The following is a 19132-nucleotide window of genomic DNA, read 5'->3' on the forward strand; positions in this document are numbered from 1 at the left end:
CCGCCAGGCAAACGTTTACCTGACTTTGCCTGCACGATTTACTCGCTTATTTGCACGAGTTCTAGCTACGACATAAATACATTGCACGCATTGGCGTTGCGTCCCACGTGTGTGCATGAAGGGAAACAGAAGCGAGAGTTTAGCGCGGCGTCGAGGTCGCCTAAAAGCTACTTCCGGTAAAATCCCAATTTCCGGTGGATTGACCCCGCAGCAGCAGTATCTGTCCCTATCATCGCGGCACACCGATTGTCATACTGATCAGACATTAACCTGGGAGGAGATTTTCCATGACGACAGCAACCGCGATCGCGGACAAGATCGCCGCCGAGCAGAGCCTGACCAAGGCTCAGGCGAAGGCCATTGTGGACAGCGTGTTCCGGCAGATCGCAGAAGCGGCGAAGACCGGCACCGAGACGAATGTGCCGGGCTTCGGCAAATTCAAGGTGAAAGAGACGCCGGCACGCGAAGGCCGTAATCCGGCGACGGGAGAGACAATCAAAATCGCGGCGTCGAAAAAGCTGACTTTCACGCCAGCGAAAGCGGTGAAGGACGCGCTCAACGGCTGAGGCCGCGCAGCGCGCCCGAGACGTGAAACCGCCCTCAATAGGGCGGTTCGTTCTTGAGGAAAGCCGCCTGCTCGGCCCAGAGCGCCTCGCGCTCCGCCAGCGCCTTCGCCAGTTCCTTCTCGGTCCAGCGGCGCTCGTTGCGATAAACGGCGTTCCGCAGTTCGGCGCGTAGTTCCTCGATGTGCTGATCGTTCGACATTGAGTATCTCCTTGATGTTTGTGAAAGACGCCGCCCGCAGTCATGGCAGGCTGGAGGGGTCAAGGAGCGCGGAACGCGACCGCCGGAGGCGGCGAGTGGGGGAGCCGATTTTGTTGGCGGACGCGCAAGCGATCGGCGGCAAAATTGGGGGGGGGAACCGCTCGTCCTTGAGGCATTCAGACTGGCAGGGCACACTGGAACGGACTGAGCAGACAAAGTTTGGTTCCGTTTGGCACCCGGAAGGAGTGGCAGTGGGCTCGATGCCCGCTTTCACTCCCATGTTCACACGGGCCAATCAGTGGCAAAATGCCGGAGCCGGCCCCGATCGCTCGGAGCCGGCTGCCTGCCGCTCAGTTCGGGTTGTTCCAGAGGATCACCTTCTTTGCCGGATCGCCGCCGGGAGCCGGAGCGACATTGCCGAAGATCACACCGATTTCGGGCGCCTCAAGCTTCACCGAGAGGTATTCCTCTCCGGTCTGGCGGGCGACGCGGTTCCATCCCGCGCCGATCTCGAAGCCGGTCCGACGATGGATGACGCGGAAATCGGGGGCTTCGTCGCTTGACTTGCTCGCGTTCGGGACGATTGCGATCGGCGCGTTGACCCGGATGGTGGCGAAAACGCCTTCGAGGCTGCCGTCGGTCTTCTGCATCAAGGTTGCGATCGTGGTGGCCATGGTAGTGTCTCCTTCGGTTGCTCGGGACCATTCCCGATGGCGCACGAAGAGACGACCGACTTGCTGCGGTCAGCTCGGCTGAAAATTTTGCAAAATTCTATTTCCCGTCAAGGCAAGGGAACCGAAATCGAATTTTGCAAAATTTTCAGGCGGGTCTTACCCCGTCAGGGGTTGACCGCAAAAGCAGGCGGTCGTCTATACGAGCGACATACAACGGGAATGATTCGGGGCAATCGAAGAGTGCGAAACCATCATGCCTGCCCGGTCCACCATTGAGCGGAACCGGGCACAGGTTTGCGCGTGTGCCTTCGCCGCCATCCGCGCCAATGCGCCATCTCCAGCGCCCGCTCCAATTGCGCGGATGGCATGCGCTGAATTCCCTCGCCGGCCATCCCTTCGCGGTCCAGGATGATTGACGTGGTGACCGTCCTGCCCATTGCCGGTTTTGCTGCAATATCTGGTGAAGCTGGAAATACCGGTGTGCGATATGTGGTCTTCGGCAATGTCGCCCCGGTCAACGTCCGTCCAGCCAGGCGGCATGAAGCCATCCCGAGCACAAGCGAAGCGCCGGGCGGCGGAGGAAGGGTTTTGCCCCGCGAGGAATGACCAGCCGCGGCGCGGCGCGTTAGGGGAAGAAACCTGTCCGACCCGCTGAAGGCCTGCCCGCCGCATGGTACGGGTCGTCTCTCGGCAGGCCCGCAGGCGCGCGCCCATCCAGGCGGCGACCGGCATAGCACCTGCCAATCCAATCCCGCCGCTGCAACCGCGCCTCGCCTCCCCATCACGGCCCGATCACGCTGACAGAAAGGCCTGAGCATCTTCCGGGAGAAGTTGGTCAACGATCATTGGCTCCCGTTCGAGAATTTTCACGAGCTCAGGCTGCTGGAAACTCAGCCACCTGAAGCGAAAGATCGTTAAGGGCTGCGTTTTAACCTCCCGCGGGATACGCCAATCGTGTCCGTGACGATGCCGGAACAGAAGCCGGCACCCGTCGCGATGTTCATCGTCCCTCCGGGCGCCGATGTCGCGTATGAGGGGGCGCTTGCCGACATGATCGAGACACGACCTGAGATCACTCCGTGGATCTGGCGCGTGGAGCAAGGCGAAATTCCCCGGCTCCCCTGATCCGGTAATCCGAGCCTCAACCATTGACAGGATGCGGCGAATAAGAACACCTCCTACCGGAAAATCCATCCGCCACGGTCAGCCGGAACATTATGAAGCCTGAGAAAAAGCCATTTATCGTCGCGTTCAAGAACCGGCGTCGTCAGTCTACCCAACAAAACTCAATCTGGGGCACCATTGACCTGAAAGCGGCAAGCAATCAGGTCGCTGCCAATGAAACGGCCAGCATGATTGATGCGAGCACGGACGAGCCCCATCCGACGCCGGCACAATCGGTATCACCCAGCCGTCCACATAGAAACAGCGCTTCGCCTTGAGGCGGGCGATATAGCGCCTTGCTCCCTGCCAAGAGCCCATCCGGTTGAACCGGATGCGTGAGTAGCCGATCATGCCGTCGCTCTCGGATAGTTCGAACGGGCCAAACGCCGCCAGTTGCTCGATATGAGAGCGTAGTGTCTTGAGGACACCATCGAAGCGATAATACCGATTCAGGGCAATCTTCAGGCGACACGACTGATGGGAGAGAGTGCTTCCGTCCTGAACATCGAACGTTTTTCGGCGAAAGAGAATTCAGTCGACATTTCGGTCCTCCAGAGCAGCTAAAACCCAGCACACGATGGCCGGGCGGTGAAGAGGATGGATGCGGATTTGTGTTGGGTTGTCGTGATCAGGCAGCACTTTCGAGCAGTTTCTTCGCCTTGCCTTCGAGTTCGAGCCGGGCATCCTGATGCGACTTTCCCCGCGCCAGTGCGGTAATGCCCTGCACAAAGTCAAAAATGCTCTCGGGCGGCCCGCCTTCTTCGGATAGAACCGTTTCGATGATCCTGCCGGTTTCAGCCTTGGAGAACCCCCTGCGGCGCAGGAAGGTCTGCCGGTCCTCATCATTGCGGGCGACGACGCGTTCACGGGCGGCGCGAATGCCGGCGATGAAGGGGGCGGGGGAGGAATTTGCGAAGGTCGTCAGCGCTGGAGCGGCCTCGTGCGCGAAACGCTGCGCAGCGAATTTCGAGTGACGGATGGTAATTTCCTCGAAATTTTCGACACCCCACAAATTCCTGTTGGCACACACTGCCCGCAGATAAAAGCTCGCAATTCCCAAGGTTTTGCTGCCAACTTCGCTATTCCAGCAATAAAAGCCACGAAAATAAAGATCGGGTTCGCCGTTCGGCAGGCGTCCGGCTTCGATGGGGTGCGTATCGTCCACCAAAAACAGGAAGACGTCCCTATCGGACGCGTAAAGCGTGGTCGTGTCCCTGGTCACATCCACAAAAGGATTGTGCGTCATGGTTTCCCAATCCAAGGTTCCAGGCACCTTCCACATGGTATCGCCAGTGCCATTGCCCGCGATCTTCATCACGGCGGCGACAAGCTCATGATCCCATATGCGGCCATATTCGGGACCGGTCACCGCCCGCAGCTCGAGACGACCGTCGTCCATCTCCAGAGTTTTGACCATTTCGGCCTTGTGGCTGAGGAGCCCATGTTGAAGGTTGATGGCGGCGAGTGGCGCGGGAAGCTGGCGCATATAACTCGCAGGTGCGCCAACCAGGCTGCAAAGCTGCCCGTAGCTCCAGTGCGTTGGTGCCAGCGGCTCACGCCCCCCGGGCACGATCAGGGACATGCGCTCTGCATTGTCGCGCGTCGCCTCGACACGAATGTCAGCGGTCTCGATAGTACGAACCCGGGCACGCTCGGTTCGGATGCTGACGGCGTGATGAAGATCAAGAAGCGACAAAAAGCGGTCATCGTCCGGGCGCGAGAACCATTCGGACGACACCCGCCCTATGCGTTCGCCGCGGGAAATATCGACTTTGAACCCGGTCGATGCCGGGCGCTGGGTCTGGAGCGGGCTGGAAATCATAGTGTTCATGCTGAAGTCTCCTGAAAAGAATGAAAGAGCCCGGCTGACCGAGGGAGCGGTCAGCCGGGCTGGTGCCGGAAGAGTGGGTGACATCGCCGTCAGCCTGGCTCGACAAAGCAGGCAATCCCGGAAACCTTCTCTCCGGTCCTACGGCAACCGCCCACGCGCAAACGACCCTTCTCTCCTCTTGCGACTTCGCAATAATCGCTTCCAGAAAGACCATTAAAGGTCTATATTCTGGTCAAAAGGAGTTCACAGCGATGAAACTGTCGGAACAGGTCAAACCCATCAGCTACCTCAAGGCGCATGCACCGGAGGTCATTCGCCAGCTCGCCGACGACCGGCAGCCGGTGGTAATCACATTGCATGGCGAGGCGAAAGCCGTGCTTCAGGACGTCAGGCAATATGAAGAAACGCAGGAAACGCTGGCGCTTTTGAAGGTGTTGGCGCTAACGAACAAGCAGGTGGAGGACGGGAAGGTCCGCCCTGCGAAAGAAACCTTCACACGCCTTCGTGCACGCCTGGCGAAGCCTGGCGCCTGATGCCTTATCAGGTTCTGTTTACCGAGGATGCAGAACGGGATCTTGAAGATCTCTACCGCTTCCTCGCCAGCCGGGATGGCATCGAGACTGCCGAACGGATTCTCGGCGAAATCGAGTTCGCCTGTCTGGGGCTCGAGGATTTGCCAGGCAAGGGAAACGTACCGAAGGAACTCACCGGCCTCGGCATCACCGACTATCGGGAGTTGCATCACAAGCCCTGGCGGATGATCTATCGCATCATTGGAGAGGATGTGATCGTCTATTGCGTCGCAGATGGTCGGCGCGACATGCAGTCATTTCTCGAACGGCGGCTGCTGCGCTAAGTGCGCAGAGCCGCCGATGCGCTTGTTTCACCAGTCATACCGGGCAGATCGCCGACCTGCTCTGCTTCCCAATCGAGCAGGAGGGCTGAAGCCTATCTGGCGCGTTCATAGATGTTCATGACGGACATGCTTGTGTCCAATGTCCAAAAACTGAAAGAGCCCGGTGTAATGACCGGGCCCGGGATTCTATGTTGTGATGATCTGGACAAAGCTATTCAGCGGCTTCCAGATGTTCACCATCGTCAGAGGGATTGATAGAAGCCTCCTCCTCATCCTCGCCTTTGGTCAAGTAAGCCGGCAAATCGGCATCAGCGATTTTGGAGGTATTGTCGTCGACACCGTCTTCCGTCACCTCAGCACCGATCTCGCCAACCACAGTGGTTTCGGCGACCGGAAGCCGCAAAACTTCAGGTAGCCATCCGCTGCCTTCCAGCAATCGGGCAGCCTCACGCGCCATGTCGGGCTTCTTCAGGTGATCAATGAGTTGCGCCGACTGCTCACCCTTCGCCTCGCGAACCGCCTGCAGGATATGCGCCTTGGTCACGCGCCCGAGATAGTTGTCGACGGTCGGTGTCCAGCCCACCTCCACCATGTCAAATCCGAGCGAGATGGCGAGCTGCCGGGCATGGACATTTTCCGTGACCCGCCTGTTCCACGCCTGGACCGTGGTATTGACCGACAACGAGACACAATGGGCAAACAACGCCATGCGGCTCGGTTCATCGAGCTTGATCAGATAATCCTATACCTCGTCAGCATTCGCAGGAAGATCATAACCCCACGATTCCTGTCGCTGTTCAATCTCCTTCACCCATACGGTATCGCCCAGTCCCTGCGTCTGGCCGAACGTGGTATGCTGCAGCGTGATCTCAAGACACGAGTCAGCCCCGTATCTGTAGAAGATCTTGAGGACCGCAACATGGAGAGCCGCGATGAAGGCCACCACCGGGTCGTTTGCCAGCGCATTGCGAAGGGCGACAGTGCGGGCGGCTGTCAGATCTTCGACAACACGATCGGAAAGCGGGCGTAGCTTGCCGTCATCGTCCTCCGGCTCCTCGACGCTCGCAGGCCTGCCGTTAATCGAAACTCCACCATTCGCCGAGGCTGCAACGGTATCATTTCCGCCATGACCATCACCATCATCCGCATCATCGGCATCCACCTCGGCGGTGGGCTCATCTTCCGGTCGAACGAAACCGCGTTCGATCTTCAGTTGCCCATTGACCGCAAGTGAGATGAAAACGCCGCCGCGGGAGACCTCTTCCGGATCGAAGACATAGGGCCGGTCGTTCAACACATCGAGTTCGTTGCCGAGTTCCTCAAGCCGGGCCTCGGTTTCCTCGGAATAGTCTTCCGCATCGGCATATTCGGCGTCGAGCCTGTCGTATTCGGCCCTCAGGGCGTCGTGGTGGGCCAGCTCTTCCTCAGAGTATTGCGCCTGTTTACCGTAGAACCGTCGAAGAGCGGAGGTATGGCCATAAGAGAAGTCCAACGCCGCTTCGACCCATTTCCAACCTTCTTCAGCCTTGAGCACTTCCGCGTCGGCGGTCAGCTTTTCGATCACGAGCTGTTCGAGCATCGCCGGATCCTGCAGCCATCCACCATTGTCCGGTTCGAACAGGTCACGCATGACCACGCCCCCAGCAGCCTCGTAAACATCGGTGCCAACATAGATGGCGCGGCGATCGGTGGCCCTGATCGCGGTTTCGGTCAGCATGCGACGAATATAATTGGCATCCTGACCATAGGTCCGCGAAACCGTATCCCAAACCTGTTCCTGGCGAGCGTGATCATTGGTGATCGAGAATGCCATGACCTGCCCGAGCTTCATCTCGTCATTCGCGTAAAGTTCCAGAAGTCGTGGCGAGACCGATGCGAGGCGCAAGCGCTGCTTCACCGTCGCCACCGACATGTGGAGGCGAGCGGCGATCTCCTCCTCATCGAGCCCCTGTTCGCGCAGCGTCACGATCGCCCGGAACTCGTCCAGCGGATGAAGGTCGACGCGCGCGATGTTTTCGGCAAGCGAATCCTCGACTTCAGGGGTTTCGCCCTTGCTGACGATGCATGGAACGGCGGCCGTTTTCGACAGCTTTTTCTGACTGACTAGTAGTGCGAGCGCGCGATAGCGACGACCGCCGGCGGGGATGCGGTAAATTCCGGTCTCGTTACCATCGGCATCGATCTCGGCGCGGACGTTGAGGCTGGTCAGCAGCCCGCGATGGGCGATGTCTTCGGCAAGCTCCTCGATCGAGACGCCCGCCTTGGTCTTGCGGACGTTCTGCTGGCTCAAAACGAGCTTGTCGAACGGGATGTCACGTCCGGCATTGAGCGTGATTTTCTGGATGGCCTGTGCCATATCTTTTCTCCGTGACGGACTGGCCGGAGCCTTTCTCCGACAACCACAATCCACCACGAACTCCCCTTCCCCCCCCTTTCCCTCTTTGCTGGCCGCCACCCTCACGCCTCCTGCCGGCATCGCGTTTGCCGACGCTATTCGCGATACTCTGCAGCGTTGAGCAAGATGGTAAGTGATCATACAAGACGTCGTGATCTAGAATTTCGCGTCAGACACAGCTACATCGCGGAAGTAAATCTCGCTCACCTGGAACCGCCCGTCGACCCGTTTGCACTGAACGATGATGTCGATCGCGATTGTCAGCATTTCACGAATGTCTTGTCGCTCAAGATCGCTTCCGCCCTCCGATTCCTTCACCAGCAATGTGAGTTGCTCAAAGGCCAGACGCGCTGAATCCGCGTGGACCGTGGTGATCGAACCGGGATGTCCGGAATTCACATTACGGATGTAGTAAAAGGCTGTGCCGTCGCGCAATTCCTGCAGCAAAATCCGGTCGGGGCGCATACGAAGACAGGATTCCAGGAGATCCTTTGCGCCAATCCTCGCCATTCCCTGGCCGCCCTTTGAATAGAAGAGCCGAACATGGTTTGGCTGCGGGATTACCAGTTCGGGCGTATCTTCGATAGAAATAATCCGTTCACTGTCAGGAATGTGCCTGATCAGCGCTTTGGAGAGCGTTGTTTTTCCCGATCCCGTTGCACCAGAGATAATGATGTTCTTTCGCGCCAAGACGGCTTGCCTCAGAAACTCCTTATGTAAGCCAGCCCGATAGAAACTGGACAATAATTGGTCCGATTGCCCGTGGTGTTCTTCGACATGCCGAACCTCGGCAAAAAGCCCTGCCTGGTCAAGATCATCAAGGCTGAGCGAAACCGAGGATGGTTTGCGGATGGTGAGGCTCACCGTTCCCTTTATCGTCGCTGGCGGCACCACGATCTGGATGCGTTCATCGTCGGGCAAGGTTGCCGACAAGATTGGATTGGTTTCATTGATCGACTGATTGGAAAAACTTGCGACCGCCCGCGCAAGGCGCATCAGCCGGTCATAGGTGAGTTCCGGTATGCTATGTGTCTGCCATCCGACCGATCCTTCTGTCATGACTTTGCCCGGCCTGTTGACGATAATTTCATAGAGTGACTGATCACGCAGAAACGGGGATAGCGGCAACAACAGTTCGCGCACGACGCCGGAATCTACGGCTTCGATCATCGTCTTACCTATTTCGTCACAATCGTGGAGTCCGGCGTAAAGTCACCGAGAACGGCACGGTCGTAAATCCGGTTGCGCGGCTCAGTCACGCGCAACCCGTAAACGCTGGAAAAGTCCAGATCTCGTGCTACGAAGATTGAGACAAGCCCTCCCTGGTGTTTTATCAGGGTTGGAGGAATATTGATCGACTGTTCGACGGCAATTGCCGCAGCCTGCTGACCGGCACTGATGGTGTTCTGCGCATCGACGTCACTGTCCCGCAGTCGGCTGTTTGCATAGGATGTCACGTCGCCAACAATCGATAGTAGAATGGCGCTGCCAAAACGCTCCCACCAATGCGTGTCGACATATCCATCCATTCCTGCGCGCCCGAGGGCGTCGGTTGCCGGTGACGCGAGTGTAATGATCACGCCTTTTGGAGTTTTCGCCCGGTTCCAGAGGACAAACAAGCGCTTTTGTCCGCGACGAAGTCCCCCGCGATATTCACCGACGACCTGTGTGCCCTTTTCCATCAGCACAACCCGACCGTTGTCCGACAGAACATCGCGGTTGATGACGCAACTCGTAAAACCCGGCTGGTCGGAAGAAAGTGCCGTTTCCAGCACGCAGGGTATGGACGTTCCCATCGCAACGATAAAATCCCGATTGCCAAGCGTACCGGCGCGCGAGCCCTGCAACCGCGTTGGCGTCAGCATGCGATTGAAGCGCTGATCTTCGTTCTCGCGCTCGCCGCCAAAGCTGCCCGGCGTGTTCCCGAGCGGGACATAATTTGCATCGGGATCGGCACCGGCATCACCCTGTTGTAGCTTGGCGGACTGCGTTTTCTCGGCTCCATAGGCCATCACGGGCGCGCGCCGCGCGGCATCGAGCAGTTTGTCGTCGTCAGCAGGTTTCTCTTCTGTCAGAACCGGTGTCGGAAGCTGGAGTTTATCCGGAGCCACCACGGGCTGGACCGGTTCTTTGGCCGGCTCGAAATCCGACGTCTGTCGGATAACAACCCGCTCCGGCTGTGCAGCCTCGGAGGGCTTGTTGTTCCCGCGCATCGACCAGAGCGCAAAGGAGACAAATGCGACGATGGCAAGTGCGACCGCGCCGCGCTTCAGGATTGGGTTGTTGTCGATGCGCCGATCGGTCGATGTTTCTGCACGTTCGCCGGGGATCTGCGTGGTTTCTTCGTCGGCCATGATACCTCCTATTGCGCCGTAACTGGCTGCGTTTTCACCACGCGTTCGACGGACGGCGATGTCGTGTTTGTCTCGGGATTGATGCCAACACGATCGTAAGCTTCGTTGAAGATGCAAAGCACATCCACGCCCCTGCGCAGAATGAACTTGCGACTGATCGCGTGAACAAGAACGAGATTGCCGTCGACGGATTTTGGAACCAGTCTTTCTGTTCCGTCGGAATTTTCCATATAGATCGATGGCATTTCCTGATTGCCTACAAAGGCAAAGGTTGTGACCTTGCCGTTGTCATAGATGGCCTGCGGTTCAAGCGACTGTGCGCCTTGGGCGGAATAATGCCAATTCCGCGGCCCATACGCCTCGTGAAGGGACAAAACCCGATCAGCTTCGCCTGCCTGGGCGGCCCGGGCACGTAGAGCCGCGTCTTCCTTGCGCCGCGAAGCTTCGTCTGCCGGATAACGGTATTTCAGATAGAAATAAGTGTTCTGCCCGGCCTCAACGCTGCCGTCACGGATAGTCAGCTCCATTTGATAGCTGCGTGTCGAGCCGTCCCGCCTCGTCGTCACGACCGAGATGTTGGTAACGGGCTGATTTTCACGCGGCTTGAGAAAGAGAATATTGCCAGCCGGCGCCACCTCCCAGGCCACACTGTTACCAAGCGCCACATGGGCAATTTCCTCGTCCACCGCGAACTCGACCTGCACGGATGAGCGTAGCGTACCGACGACCCGCGTGATGTTGTAAGGCTGATAGTCGATAAATCGGACACGGCTATCCTGAGACGCGCCCCGCGGTATTTCCAAAGACACGGCTGGCGAGGAAAAGCCAGCGACCAGGAGAAAAACAGGCAGAAATTTCTTTCTCAATTGATAGCCTCCGGATCGGCACGATATTCGCTGACGGCGAAACCCAGGGGATTGACCAATCGGTCCGTGGAGGACATCGGTGCATTGGCGTAAGCGAAGGTAAGCGTCGCGACCCAATGCGTAGTGCGCACTTCATCGCCGCGCGTAACGGTTCGCATGTACCGGACAGATGCCACGTTTTTGTTGATCAGCGAGATCGAAACAATATTGATCCGCGCGGTGGCGCCCCGACCATAGATATTTTGCGGCGAATCCGGATTGCTTCCGCGAGAGCTTGCAGCAAAGCGCGTTTGTTCAGACTGGGTCGACAAAAGCGCAACCGTCCGGAAATTCTCCTCTCCTTCACTCCAGACATAGCCTTCACGGCCGCGAACATATCTTGCAGCAAAATATTTCGTGACGGCCTCATCATAGGTGCCGGCGGTCGAGGTTAGGGCTGAAACGACCTCAACGATCCCCGTCGAATTGTCGACCCGTACAACAAATGGTTCCACCGTCTTCAAGGGCGTGAGGCCAGCAATGGCGACAACGGAGACAACAGCAACGACACTGGCCGAGATCGCGACAAACCAGGCGATGCGATTTGAGCGTTCAACCTGGATCAGCCGATCCTGATCGAAGCGGCGCGCCTTTTCAAAATAATCTTTGAGGCTATCAGAATTTACCATCTCAACTGCCCTCGCATGGGCGCTTGGAGCCCTCGATATCAAAGTGTGCAAACGCAGCCGACTTGACCGGAACAGGTTCCTCTGCGAAGGGAACTGCGCTACTTGACGGGTTTGCGATGCTTTCTTTTGCCGATTTCTGCAGTTTCGCATCGCCTTCCCATTGCCACATAGAACGGTTCAATGGACGTCGGGCATGACCGTCGCATTTGGGTAGCGGATGAGAGAGTGAAGCGCAGCCGGAAAGACTTGCGGTCAGTAAAAGTGGCAAAAGAATGCGGATCATCTGCGATTACCTGTCCAGTTTCATACGTGTAGAACGGTCACTTCACTCGGTGGAGCCGACGACGAACCGACCGGATTGTGTGCGAGGTCGCCCAGGCGAGTGTGCCTTCATGCGCATCGCGCGCAGCACCATAGCCGTAGGTCAATGATGCGCCGCCGGCCGCAAGTGCCGAGGCAATGCCGGGTAGCTGGTAAAAGACATAAAGGGCAGCGATGCAGATGGCGCAAAGAGCGATCGGTCGCATCAGCACATCGCTGTAGCCCTCAATCGCCGTGAAGGTCGTATCAATGCAGGTGATCAGCAGGGAGCCGATGGCGACGACCAGCACCTGCAAGATGACAAAGTTCGCGAGCTGGCCGATCCAGGATTCGGTAAACCGTCGTGTCGATTGGAACATGGCAAGCGCGATAAAAATCGGCCCGATTGCAAGAATGATGGCAAGCGCGAGACGCGCATAGAGCGAGACGATGTAACCGATTGCTGCAACGAGGAAGCTCGCTCCAATCACCATCATGCCACCAACGCCGGTCACGATATCAACCGGCCAGGAAGCACGAGACCAGATCTCGTAGGCGCATTTCTGGCCCTTATCGAGCAAGCTGTCGAAGGTGGAGGCACTCGGTGTCGCTCCAGTGTTCAGGACCTGGGCGATCTCTTTTGGCAGCGTTTCGAAGAAGATGTTGGTGACATAGGTCTGATAGTCGCTGGCGTTTCTGACCAGCATCACGATGATAGCGAGCTTGATCGCCCGAAAGGCAAATTCGAGGATCGGCTCTTGCACCGAGCCACGCAACACGAGATAACCATATAGCACGATGTAAAGTGTCAAAGCTGCCGCCAAAGGACCGCTGACCCAGCTGGCAATATTGGACGTTCCAGTGGAAACGAAGTTTTCGAGCGGGGTTTTGAACTGCCCGTCAACGAAGCTGAACACCTCATACATGGCCTAGCCCCCGAGCGACTTGCGAATACGTTCGAGCCGAAGCTTGCCATCAGCGGCCTCTGCATTGCGACAGTTCGCCGTGTCGGAAATTTCGCCTGGATTGTTACGGCATTTGGTTATCATTTTCGCGAGCAAGGTTTCGTCAGCGACCAGTTCATCAACCGTGTAGATCTTTTCCTGAGGAGCGCAGGCCGCAAGCAGTAGCGTCGTTATAACGAAACCGAACCACCTCATTTGAGTGCAGCCCCCATCGTATCCATGCGCTGGCGCCAATCTTCGGCCTTGCGTTGTTCATCGACCTGGACTTCAGCCTGCTGAACCATCTTCAGACCCTGCATGCGAAGAACATCATTTTGAAGAAACGCGCTTTCGGCTTGAAGGCGCGCCTGCAGATCGGCGATTTCTTTGGCGTCGGCTGCGCCCGATATCTGCTGACGCAGTTCATCAATCCCGTCGATACGCTTGGTAGCCGCGTCATAAATCTGCTGCCCGAGACTTAATTGCCCAGCATTCTTGTTCTGGGTGCGCGAAAGTTCCTGCGCGTAGAAATCATTGGCATTGGTGCGATAGGTGGAATTGTTCTCCAGGAATTTGGAAGCGGCATTGCCGAAGTTGCCGGTGCCCGATCCTTTGAACAGACTTTCGATGGCATTAAAGTCCTGCGGAAGCGCCTTACGGATTGAAGAATCGTTCAGCAAACTGGCGACATCGGCCATGTTGGTGATCTTGTTCAACGAACCATAGAGCTGCTGTGCCTGTTCGATCTGCTGGTTCAGTGCATCAAGCTGCGACTTGAGCTGGACGATGCTCTCGATCTGCTTGGCGATCGCTGATTGATCAATAACGGGAATACCTTGGGCATCGGCAAAACTTTCCGACGCGAGCAGCGCAGCGGCCGTGAGCAATAATGCCTTTTTGCCATTGGGGATCATGATGTCCTCCTTCTTTGCTGGAACACGGTCAACCAGTCCTCTCCGTCGCCAAGCTCGGCGCGGATGGCGTCTGCCAGTTCCACATTCGCGGTGCGGCCCGACAGGATCGCGAGTTCGTCATCGAAACCGTTGAGGTTGAGTTCAGCAACCACGCTGTTGTGGCCCTGCTTGACGATGAAACGGCGATCTTCAACAGAGAGTTCTCGCGAAATCAGTTCAAACTCACCTTCGGTCAGCTTGAAGCCATCGACATAATCAGCATGGTCGCCACGCGGATTGGGCAGAAAAATCTGCGTCGGACATTGCTCGATGATCGTGTGGGCGATCGGCGAGACGATGGCATCGCGCGGGCTCTGGGTCGCGAAGAGCATCAGACCGTTCTGCTTGCGGATGGTCTTCAGCTTGTTCTGGGCAAGGTCGCGGAAACCCTCATCCTGCAGCGCCTTCCAGAACTCATCAATGACGATGATGATCCGACGGCCATCAATCAACTGCTCAATGCGATAGAACAGGTAGGCCATCAGCGGCGTGCGGATTTCCTCGTTATCGAGGAAATCGGTCATGTCGTAGCCGATGAACTTCGCACCAATCCCTATATCGTCAAACTCATTATCGAAGACCCAGCCAAGCGGCCCACCCCTCTCCCACCGCCTGAGCCGTGAGGCGATGCCTTCTGGATCGGTATTGTTCAAGAATGTGCGCAACGCGCCGATGGATCTGCGCTCGGCCGGAAGGTCTGCGAGGCCGTCGACAGCCGACGCGATGTCGCGCAATTCGGTGACAGTCAGCTCTCGCATCCCCGCTCCGACCAGCTTGCCGATCCAATTCGCAAGAAAGATCCTGTTCTCTGCGGTCAATTCGAGCGCTTTCAACGGCGCGCAACCGGTTGAGACGCCATTTTGGAGCGGCAAATAGGTTCCACCCGTGGCACGAACGAAGAGATCGGCACCCCTGTCCTTATCGAATAACACCATATGCGGGTCATGTTTTACGAGCTGCGAGAGCATAAAATTGAGGAGCACCGTCTTGCCAGTGCCTGATGGTCCGCAAACGAAGGTGTTGCCGAGATCGCTGTGATGGAAATTAAAATAAAATGGCGAGCCGGAAGCCGTCTTTAGCATCGCAACCGCTGCCCCCCATTCATTTCCGTCCTTCTGGCCGGTCGGATAAGAATGAAAGGGGGACAATGCTGCAAAGTTGCGTGATGTTATCGCGGCCGAGCGCGCGCGATAACGCAGGTTACCCGGCAACTGCGCCCACCAGGCTGCCTCAAGGCCAATATCCTCGCGGGCAACAACCGCCCCGCCACTGGTAAGATGCGCGCGCGCATTGGCCATATAGTCAGTGAGTTCCTTCACGCTCGGAGCGAAGACCGAGAGGCCCAGATGATGTTCCCCCAGCACGAAGCGGTTGGATTCAAGGTCATCCATGGCATCGCTGAGTTCCTCAATCTGCGACGCCGCCTTGTCAGCTGCACTCACCATCTGGTTTTGCTTTCGACCCATGATCGTGCGGGCATCTGCCTTGGACGTAAAGGCGAAGGACTGCGTGAGAATGAGTTCAAATGGCGCAGTCAAAATGCTGTCGAGCATGCCTGCGCGTGTGGTTGCTGGATATTCCTTGAAACCGAACATGCCCGCATAGCGGGTTTCTGCTTCGTGACGGATTTCGACCGTCTCCCGACCGAAAATCACCCTGTCCGAATAGATTGCCGAAGAGATCGGACCTTCCGTCAAAGGCACAGGTTCTCGCCGCCCACCGACAAGCTGGTGAAGAAACTCGCTCGGTTCGGAAAACAGGATACCGTCTTGTTCACAGAGAGACAGAATACGGGGCCCAAAGCGCTTTAGCCCTGCCGTAACATCTACGACATTGTCTTTCAGGTGTTTCAGTGCCTCTTCATCCATCTCAACGCCGGACCGTTTCGCCTTGCGCAGACGCGAGAGAACACTGGCTGCTTTTTCGACTGGACCGCGGTTTGGATAGCTGACAAGTGTGAGATAAAGATCATTGCGAAACAGGTCCTCGCTGACCATCCGTTCGCGGTATCTGGTATTGAGACTATCGGAAAATGGATTGGCAAAATGCCCTTCGGGATAGTCGTTGTCCCGGCGACGAATGACATGCGTCCAAAGCGCCAGTCGCTCATCGGCAATATTGCGATAGAGCGTGTTCAGACTACGATGCAGACCATTGAGATCGAGAACATCAGCGGTCTCGAAAGAAACGCCCTCCAGCACGAGCACGCTCATCAATGCCCGGGAATCAAGCGCAATGGTCGTATCGTCAACATGCCGGACATAGGGAATGAAGGTCTCAGGTCCAAGTTCGCGAGACCGCAGCGTTGCAAGACTAGGCAAGGCTCAGATCCCTTTCGTCGTAACGCCGCACAAGTTTCAACGGCGAAAGCGTCGCGCCTCCCCAATAGGCTGCGTTGCGGGACCGACCACGGGTTTCGACCCACGCAAGCAGAATGCGAAACATATTATGGTCATGCTTGACGAGGGTCCGGAACACGAAATGAAAGGCGATGCCAACCAGGGCGTAAGTGATCGATCCGGCAGCGATATAGAGGATGGTTGTCAGCATGACATTGATGCCCATCGCTTCCATGGTCACGCCAGCAATCATTGCCGGGCGCGTGCAAGCCAGAAACAGCGTGTCTTCTTCGAGGACGGGTGTGCTTGTCATGAGCGTCAGCTGCCAACAATAGTGCCGACGAGCTCCGAAGCGCCCGCAATCACCCCGATGCCGATGATCCAATAGCCCGCGCGCCTCAAATCCATGTATCCAAACATCCATGCAATCGCGATAATGATGACCGCGATTGTCGCGAGCAGCCTGAAGATGTTACCGGTCAGGAGATCGACGATATTTTGCAGTATGGTCTCGATGCCAGCTGACTGTGCAAAAGCCGGCTCTGCTAACGCCGTAACGATGGCGATGCCCATGAGCATGGAAGCGACAAGGGGACGTGTTTTGGACTTCGAAATCATTCACTTTGCTCCGATCGATCATTCTGGAAAACGAGAACAGACGAGAGCCGCCTCGAACGAAACACGTCCCACGTTACTGGCTCTTCGTTTTGGGTAACTTTTGTGCCGATTTTGGCGGCCGCTTGTTCCTTGGCCTGATCCTTCCGGGCATCCTCCCGGTTCGGCTCGACGAGGACGAGCGACTTTAGTCTTGGTGAAAGGCGCTTTGCTTCGTCGCGCACCTGTTCGTCATATCGAACCATTTCGCCTAGGGATGGATCGTCTCGCCCATAATAGGACTGAAGCATAACCATCTCGGCACCTTCCGGATCACGGCCGAAACGTTGGGCGAGACGATAATAGCCATCAAGAAGCGTGGCTGTAGCCTTGAGATTCAGGCAAGGATCGAAGGCATCGGAAACGGAAAGGTTCAGTCTTTGAAGCTGTTCTACGCCGATCCCACCCAATCCAATCTGGATATCCTGACGGCCCGCGACGAGCGATGTCGCTATCTCGATCGCCTCGGCTTTACTCGCCGGCTGCGCGGCAACCGGCTTGCCGCTATTGATGCGAATATTGAAGGACTGAAACTTGCTCTCGAGACTAACGACAGCGGCCAAAGTTTCGATCTGAACCATTGGAGCGCAGTTTTGTGCGATGTCGACGAATGCAGCACCCATCGCTCAATACCAGACGCGCTGTTTGCCGGCGCCATCGATAGACACGTCGATATAATGTGGCTGTTTCCGAATGTTCGGACGCGTGAGGGGATAGCCCGTGCACTGAAGTCGACCGTCCAGGCGCAGCAGTCGGGCCGACAGGACCGAGTTGGATTGACTTTCGCGATTGTCACGATCCAAAGCGCACAGGGAACGCCTCACGTTCTGCAGAGTGATGGAAACGCAGGTCACCTCTTGGCCCAAAGGGCCGTAGCTGCGCGAAAGCCGATAGCCTGCATCGCAATAATATGGTTCGTAACCTGGACGCGAACTTTGAAATCCCGCACCGCTACAGGCTGGAAAACTATGACCTTTCGCAAGTTCGCGCCAGAGTTTCTGGATCGGAGGATTGCATTCAGCAAATTCAGTTGGCCCTCCCGGATTGGAAAGGCAGAGGATGACCTTGCATCCCCATTCATCAGCGCGCGCATTGCCGGAATAAATCAGGTAAGGTAATGCAAGAGACGAGAGAGTTAGCAGGCAATTAAGTAGAAGGTTTTTCATGGACTTGCCCCTCCGAAACGATGACACCACGCTATGGAAGCGGCGCCATACGGTAACGCAATGCATTTTTACTAACGTATATACCACAGTTAAATGATATGACAAGAGCGCTTAAATCTCAATTGCACAGTCTCGCCTTTTCCGGACTGATCCTTCACGAGATCCTCGACAATCCGATGGAAGGCGAGACCCCGCAGGCGCGCGTGAAAGAGATCGGCATGATGACGATCCTTTACACGATGACGCAGACGCACCAGAAGCTAAATCTAACTAATATAATGGAAATCACTGAACTAACGCGTAGCGGCGTGAAGGAGACAGTCGATCTCCTCGTGAAACGCGGCATGTTGACCGAAACCATGGTGACGAACTCCATGGGCCGTGGAACAGCGCGACAATTCGAGATATCCAAAAGCCTTCTAGACAAGCTGCAAAGCTTTGAAAGCTGAGCAAATAGAATTTAACTGATTTATTTACGTCTTAAAAATCAGGAGCGGTACGGGCACGCACCGCGTGAACGAAGATTTGATCGTAAGGGACCATCGCTAACCGCTCGGCGGACGTCCTCAGTTTGCTGCGATACTGGAGCAGCCAGCAAACATCGTGCGATCGCTGTTGCGCAACGAAATCACGGCTTGCAGGGCAGGTTCTGTCACTCATTCCATCAGAGCATTGTTTGGGAAAGATCACGGCGGTCATGTCACCGGCCTCAACGGCACGGATACGATCTCCGGCAAAGCCGCGATCACTGACCGATCGGAGCGAATAGAGCCTTTCTGGCGCATCCAAGACTTTCAACCTGACTTCCTTGGCCGAAAAACTGATAACCCAGAATGGCTCAGTGCCGTGGCAGCGTAGCGATTGAGGTAGTTTGCCGTTATCCCATACGCTAGGCTGCGCCTGCAGAAAACGCGCTTCAACCCAACCGCTGCTTTCTGCACCATTCACCAGAGCCCATTCGCCATTGGAGGCGAGCTCGATCACTTCGACGCCTTTAGCGCCGGACGCCAGACTACCGATAACGGTTGCGTCCTGCTTCGCCTCACCGTGAATATCGAGTTTCTCATTGACCTCGATGCCGGTGACGGTGAAAAGCTCCGGCAAGACAGGTGATTGGGCAAAGGCAATTATGGGAACAAGCAGGAAAAACAGGCTGAGGATATGCATGTTGCCCTCATTCATTGACCATTATGAAAATGCCTG

At 56.6% G+C, this 19132-nt stretch carries 23 protein-coding genes and 2 pseudogenes; 7 read left to right on the top strand and 18 right to left on the bottom strand.

Translation table 11 applies throughout. From position 1 onward, the window contains the following. Positions 1–287 precede the first annotated feature (287 nt). Positions 288–566 carry an HU family DNA-binding protein gene (locus tag QLQ11_RS19980; protein ID WP_283735637.1) on the top strand — a complete coding sequence of 93 codons (279 nt, stop codon included), beginning with the start codon at positions 288–290 and terminating at the stop codon, positions 564–566. A 34-nt stretch (positions 567–600) separates the two neighbouring features. Here QLQ11_RS19980 and QLQ11_RS19985 read toward each other — a convergent pair whose 3' ends face one another. Continuing rightward, positions 601–765 carry a hypothetical protein gene (locus QLQ11_RS19985; RefSeq protein ID WP_283735636.1) on the bottom strand — a complete coding sequence of 55 codons (165 nt, stop codon included), beginning with the start codon at positions 763–765 and terminating at the stop codon, positions 601–603. A gap of 350 nt (positions 766–1115) precedes the next feature. After that, on the bottom strand, positions 1116–1439 hold the full coding sequence (locus tag QLQ11_RS19990; protein ID WP_121539001.1) for a DUF736 family protein: 324 nt from the start codon (positions 1437–1439) through the stop codon (positions 1116–1118). Positions 1440–1856: 417 nt separating this feature from the next. Between QLQ11_RS19990 and QLQ11_RS19995 the strand changes: the two genes are divergently transcribed. The 3 genes and pseudogenes from QLQ11_RS19995 (at position 1857) to QLQ11_RS20005 (ending at position 2881) form a co-directional block, all read left to right on the top strand. Then, positions 1857–2045: a hypothetical protein gene (locus tag QLQ11_RS19995; RefSeq protein WP_283735635.1), complete on the top strand. Its 189-nt coding sequence runs from the start codon at positions 1857–1859 to the stop codon at positions 2043–2045. 225 nt (positions 2046–2270) lie between these two features. Continuing rightward, positions 2271–2564, top strand: a pseudogene (locus QLQ11_RS20000) (DUF1173 family protein); the annotation flags it as partial. Between the two features lie 92 nt (positions 2565–2656). Beyond that, positions 2657–2881 carry a hypothetical protein gene (locus tag QLQ11_RS20005; RefSeq protein ID WP_283735634.1) on the top strand — a complete coding sequence of 75 codons (225 nt, stop codon included), beginning with the start codon at positions 2657–2659 and terminating at the stop codon, positions 2879–2881. Between the two features lie 350 nt (positions 2882–3231). Here the strand turns inward: QLQ11_RS20005 and QLQ11_RS20010 are convergent, their stop codons facing one another. Then, complete coding sequence (locus QLQ11_RS20010) at positions 3232–4434, bottom strand: DUF932 domain-containing protein (protein WP_283735764.1); 1203 nt, start codon at positions 4432–4434, stop codon at positions 3232–3234. A 251-nt stretch (positions 4435–4685) separates the two neighbouring features. Between QLQ11_RS20010 and QLQ11_RS20015 the strand changes: the two genes are divergently transcribed. Both QLQ11_RS20015 and QLQ11_RS20020 read left to right on the top strand, forming a co-directional pair. Beyond that, positions 4686–4967, top strand: coding sequence for a type II toxin-antitoxin system Phd/YefM family antitoxin (locus QLQ11_RS20015; RefSeq protein ID WP_283735633.1), 282 nt, complete (start codon positions 4686–4688; stop codon positions 4965–4967). Then, positions 4967–5290, top strand: coding sequence for a type II toxin-antitoxin system RelE/ParE family toxin (locus QLQ11_RS20020; protein WP_283735632.1), 324 nt, complete (start codon positions 4967–4969; stop codon positions 5288–5290). Before QLQ11_RS20015 ends, QLQ11_RS20020 begins: the two co-directional genes overlap by 1 nt. Positions 5291–5501: 211 nt before the next feature. Here the strand turns inward: QLQ11_RS20020 and QLQ11_RS20025 are convergent. The 14 genes and pseudogenes from QLQ11_RS20025 to QLQ11_RS20090 form a co-directional block, all read right to left on the bottom strand. Beyond that, a pseudogene (locus tag QLQ11_RS20025) lies at positions 5502–7646 on the bottom strand (ParB/RepB/Spo0J family partition protein). A gap of 195 nt (positions 7647–7841) precedes the next feature. Then, positions 7842–8855, bottom strand: a complete 1014-nt coding sequence (gene virB11, locus QLQ11_RS20030) for a P-type DNA transfer ATPase VirB11 (protein ID WP_283735631.1) — start codon at positions 8853–8855, stop codon at positions 7842–7844. Between the two features lie 8 nt (positions 8856–8863). Further along, positions 8864–10039: a type IV secretion system protein VirB10 gene (gene virB10 / locus QLQ11_RS20035; protein WP_283735630.1), complete on the bottom strand. Its 1176-nt coding sequence runs from the start codon at positions 10037–10039 to the stop codon at positions 8864–8866. Positions 10040–10047: 8 nt separating this feature from the next. Beyond that, positions 10048–10905, bottom strand: coding sequence for a P-type conjugative transfer protein VirB9 (virB9, locus tag QLQ11_RS20040; protein WP_283735629.1), 858 nt, complete (start codon positions 10903–10905; stop codon positions 10048–10050). Further along, positions 10902–11573 (bottom strand): virB8 family protein, encoded by a 672-nt coding sequence (locus QLQ11_RS20045; protein WP_283735628.1) that lies wholly within the window; start codon positions 11571–11573, stop codon positions 10902–10904. Before QLQ11_RS20045 ends, virB9 begins: the two co-directional genes overlap by 4 nt. Position 11574: 1 nt before the next feature. After that, positions 11575–11856, bottom strand: a complete 282-nt coding sequence (locus QLQ11_RS20050; protein WP_283735627.1) for a hypothetical protein — start codon at positions 11854–11856, stop codon at positions 11575–11577. Between the two features lie 37 nt (positions 11857–11893). Then, positions 11894–12799, bottom strand: a complete 906-nt coding sequence (locus QLQ11_RS20055; protein WP_283735626.1) for a type IV secretion system protein — start codon at positions 12797–12799, stop codon at positions 11894–11896. Positions 12800–12802: 3 nt separating this feature from the next. After that, a complete protein-coding gene (locus QLQ11_RS20060) occupies positions 12803–13033 on the bottom strand; it encodes an EexN family lipoprotein (protein WP_283735625.1) in 231 nt (76 codons plus the stop codon). Further along, positions 13030–13731 (bottom strand): P-type DNA transfer protein VirB5, encoded by a 702-nt coding sequence (gene virB5, locus QLQ11_RS20065; RefSeq protein WP_283735624.1) that lies wholly within the window; start codon positions 13729–13731, stop codon positions 13030–13032. The genes QLQ11_RS20060 and virB5 overlap by 4 nt, the downstream gene beginning before the upstream one ends. Then, the gene (locus tag QLQ11_RS20070; RefSeq protein WP_283735623.1) at positions 13728–16091 is read right to left on the bottom strand and encodes a VirB4 family type IV secretion/conjugal transfer ATPase; all 2364 of its coding nucleotides are present in this window, start codon (positions 16089–16091) and stop codon (positions 13728–13730) included. The genes virB5 and QLQ11_RS20070 overlap by 4 nt, the downstream gene beginning before the upstream one ends. Next, entirely contained in the window at positions 16084–16422 is a 339-nt protein-coding gene (locus tag QLQ11_RS20075; RefSeq protein ID WP_283735622.1) for a type IV secretion system protein VirB3, read from the bottom strand. Before QLQ11_RS20075 ends, QLQ11_RS20070 begins: the two co-directional genes overlap by 8 nt. A gap of 5 nt (positions 16423–16427) precedes the next feature. After that, positions 16428–16727, bottom strand: coding sequence for a TrbC/VirB2 family protein (locus QLQ11_RS20080; RefSeq protein ID WP_121539024.1), 300 nt, complete (start codon positions 16725–16727; stop codon positions 16428–16430). Further along, complete coding sequence (locus tag QLQ11_RS20085; RefSeq protein ID WP_121539025.1) at positions 16724–17386, bottom strand: transglycosylase SLT domain-containing protein; 663 nt, start codon at positions 17384–17386, stop codon at positions 16724–16726. Before QLQ11_RS20085 ends, QLQ11_RS20080 begins: the two co-directional genes overlap by 4 nt. Positions 17387–17389: 3 nt before the next feature. Beyond that, positions 17390–17929 carry a hypothetical protein gene (locus QLQ11_RS20090; RefSeq protein WP_283735621.1) on the bottom strand — a complete coding sequence of 180 codons (540 nt, stop codon included), beginning with the start codon at positions 17927–17929 and terminating at the stop codon, positions 17390–17392. 98 nt (positions 17930–18027) lie between these two features. On the opposite strand from QLQ11_RS20090, the gene QLQ11_RS20095 reads away from it, so the two are divergent. Then, positions 18028–18378, top strand: a complete 351-nt coding sequence (locus tag QLQ11_RS20095) for a MarR family transcriptional regulator (RefSeq protein WP_078341111.1) — start codon at positions 18028–18030, stop codon at positions 18376–18378. Positions 18379–18409: 31 nt separating this feature from the next. On the opposite strand, the gene QLQ11_RS20100 is transcribed toward QLQ11_RS20095, so the two are convergent. Further along, entirely contained in the window at positions 18410–19096 is a 687-nt protein-coding gene (locus QLQ11_RS20100) for a hypothetical protein (RefSeq protein ID WP_283735619.1), read from the bottom strand. Positions 19097–19132: the final 36 nt, after the last annotated feature.

The organism is Ochrobactrum sp. SSR, from assembly GCF_030067775.1.
Lineage (GTDB): Bacteria > Pseudomonadota > Alphaproteobacteria > Rhizobiales > Rhizobiaceae > Brucella > Brucella teleogrylli.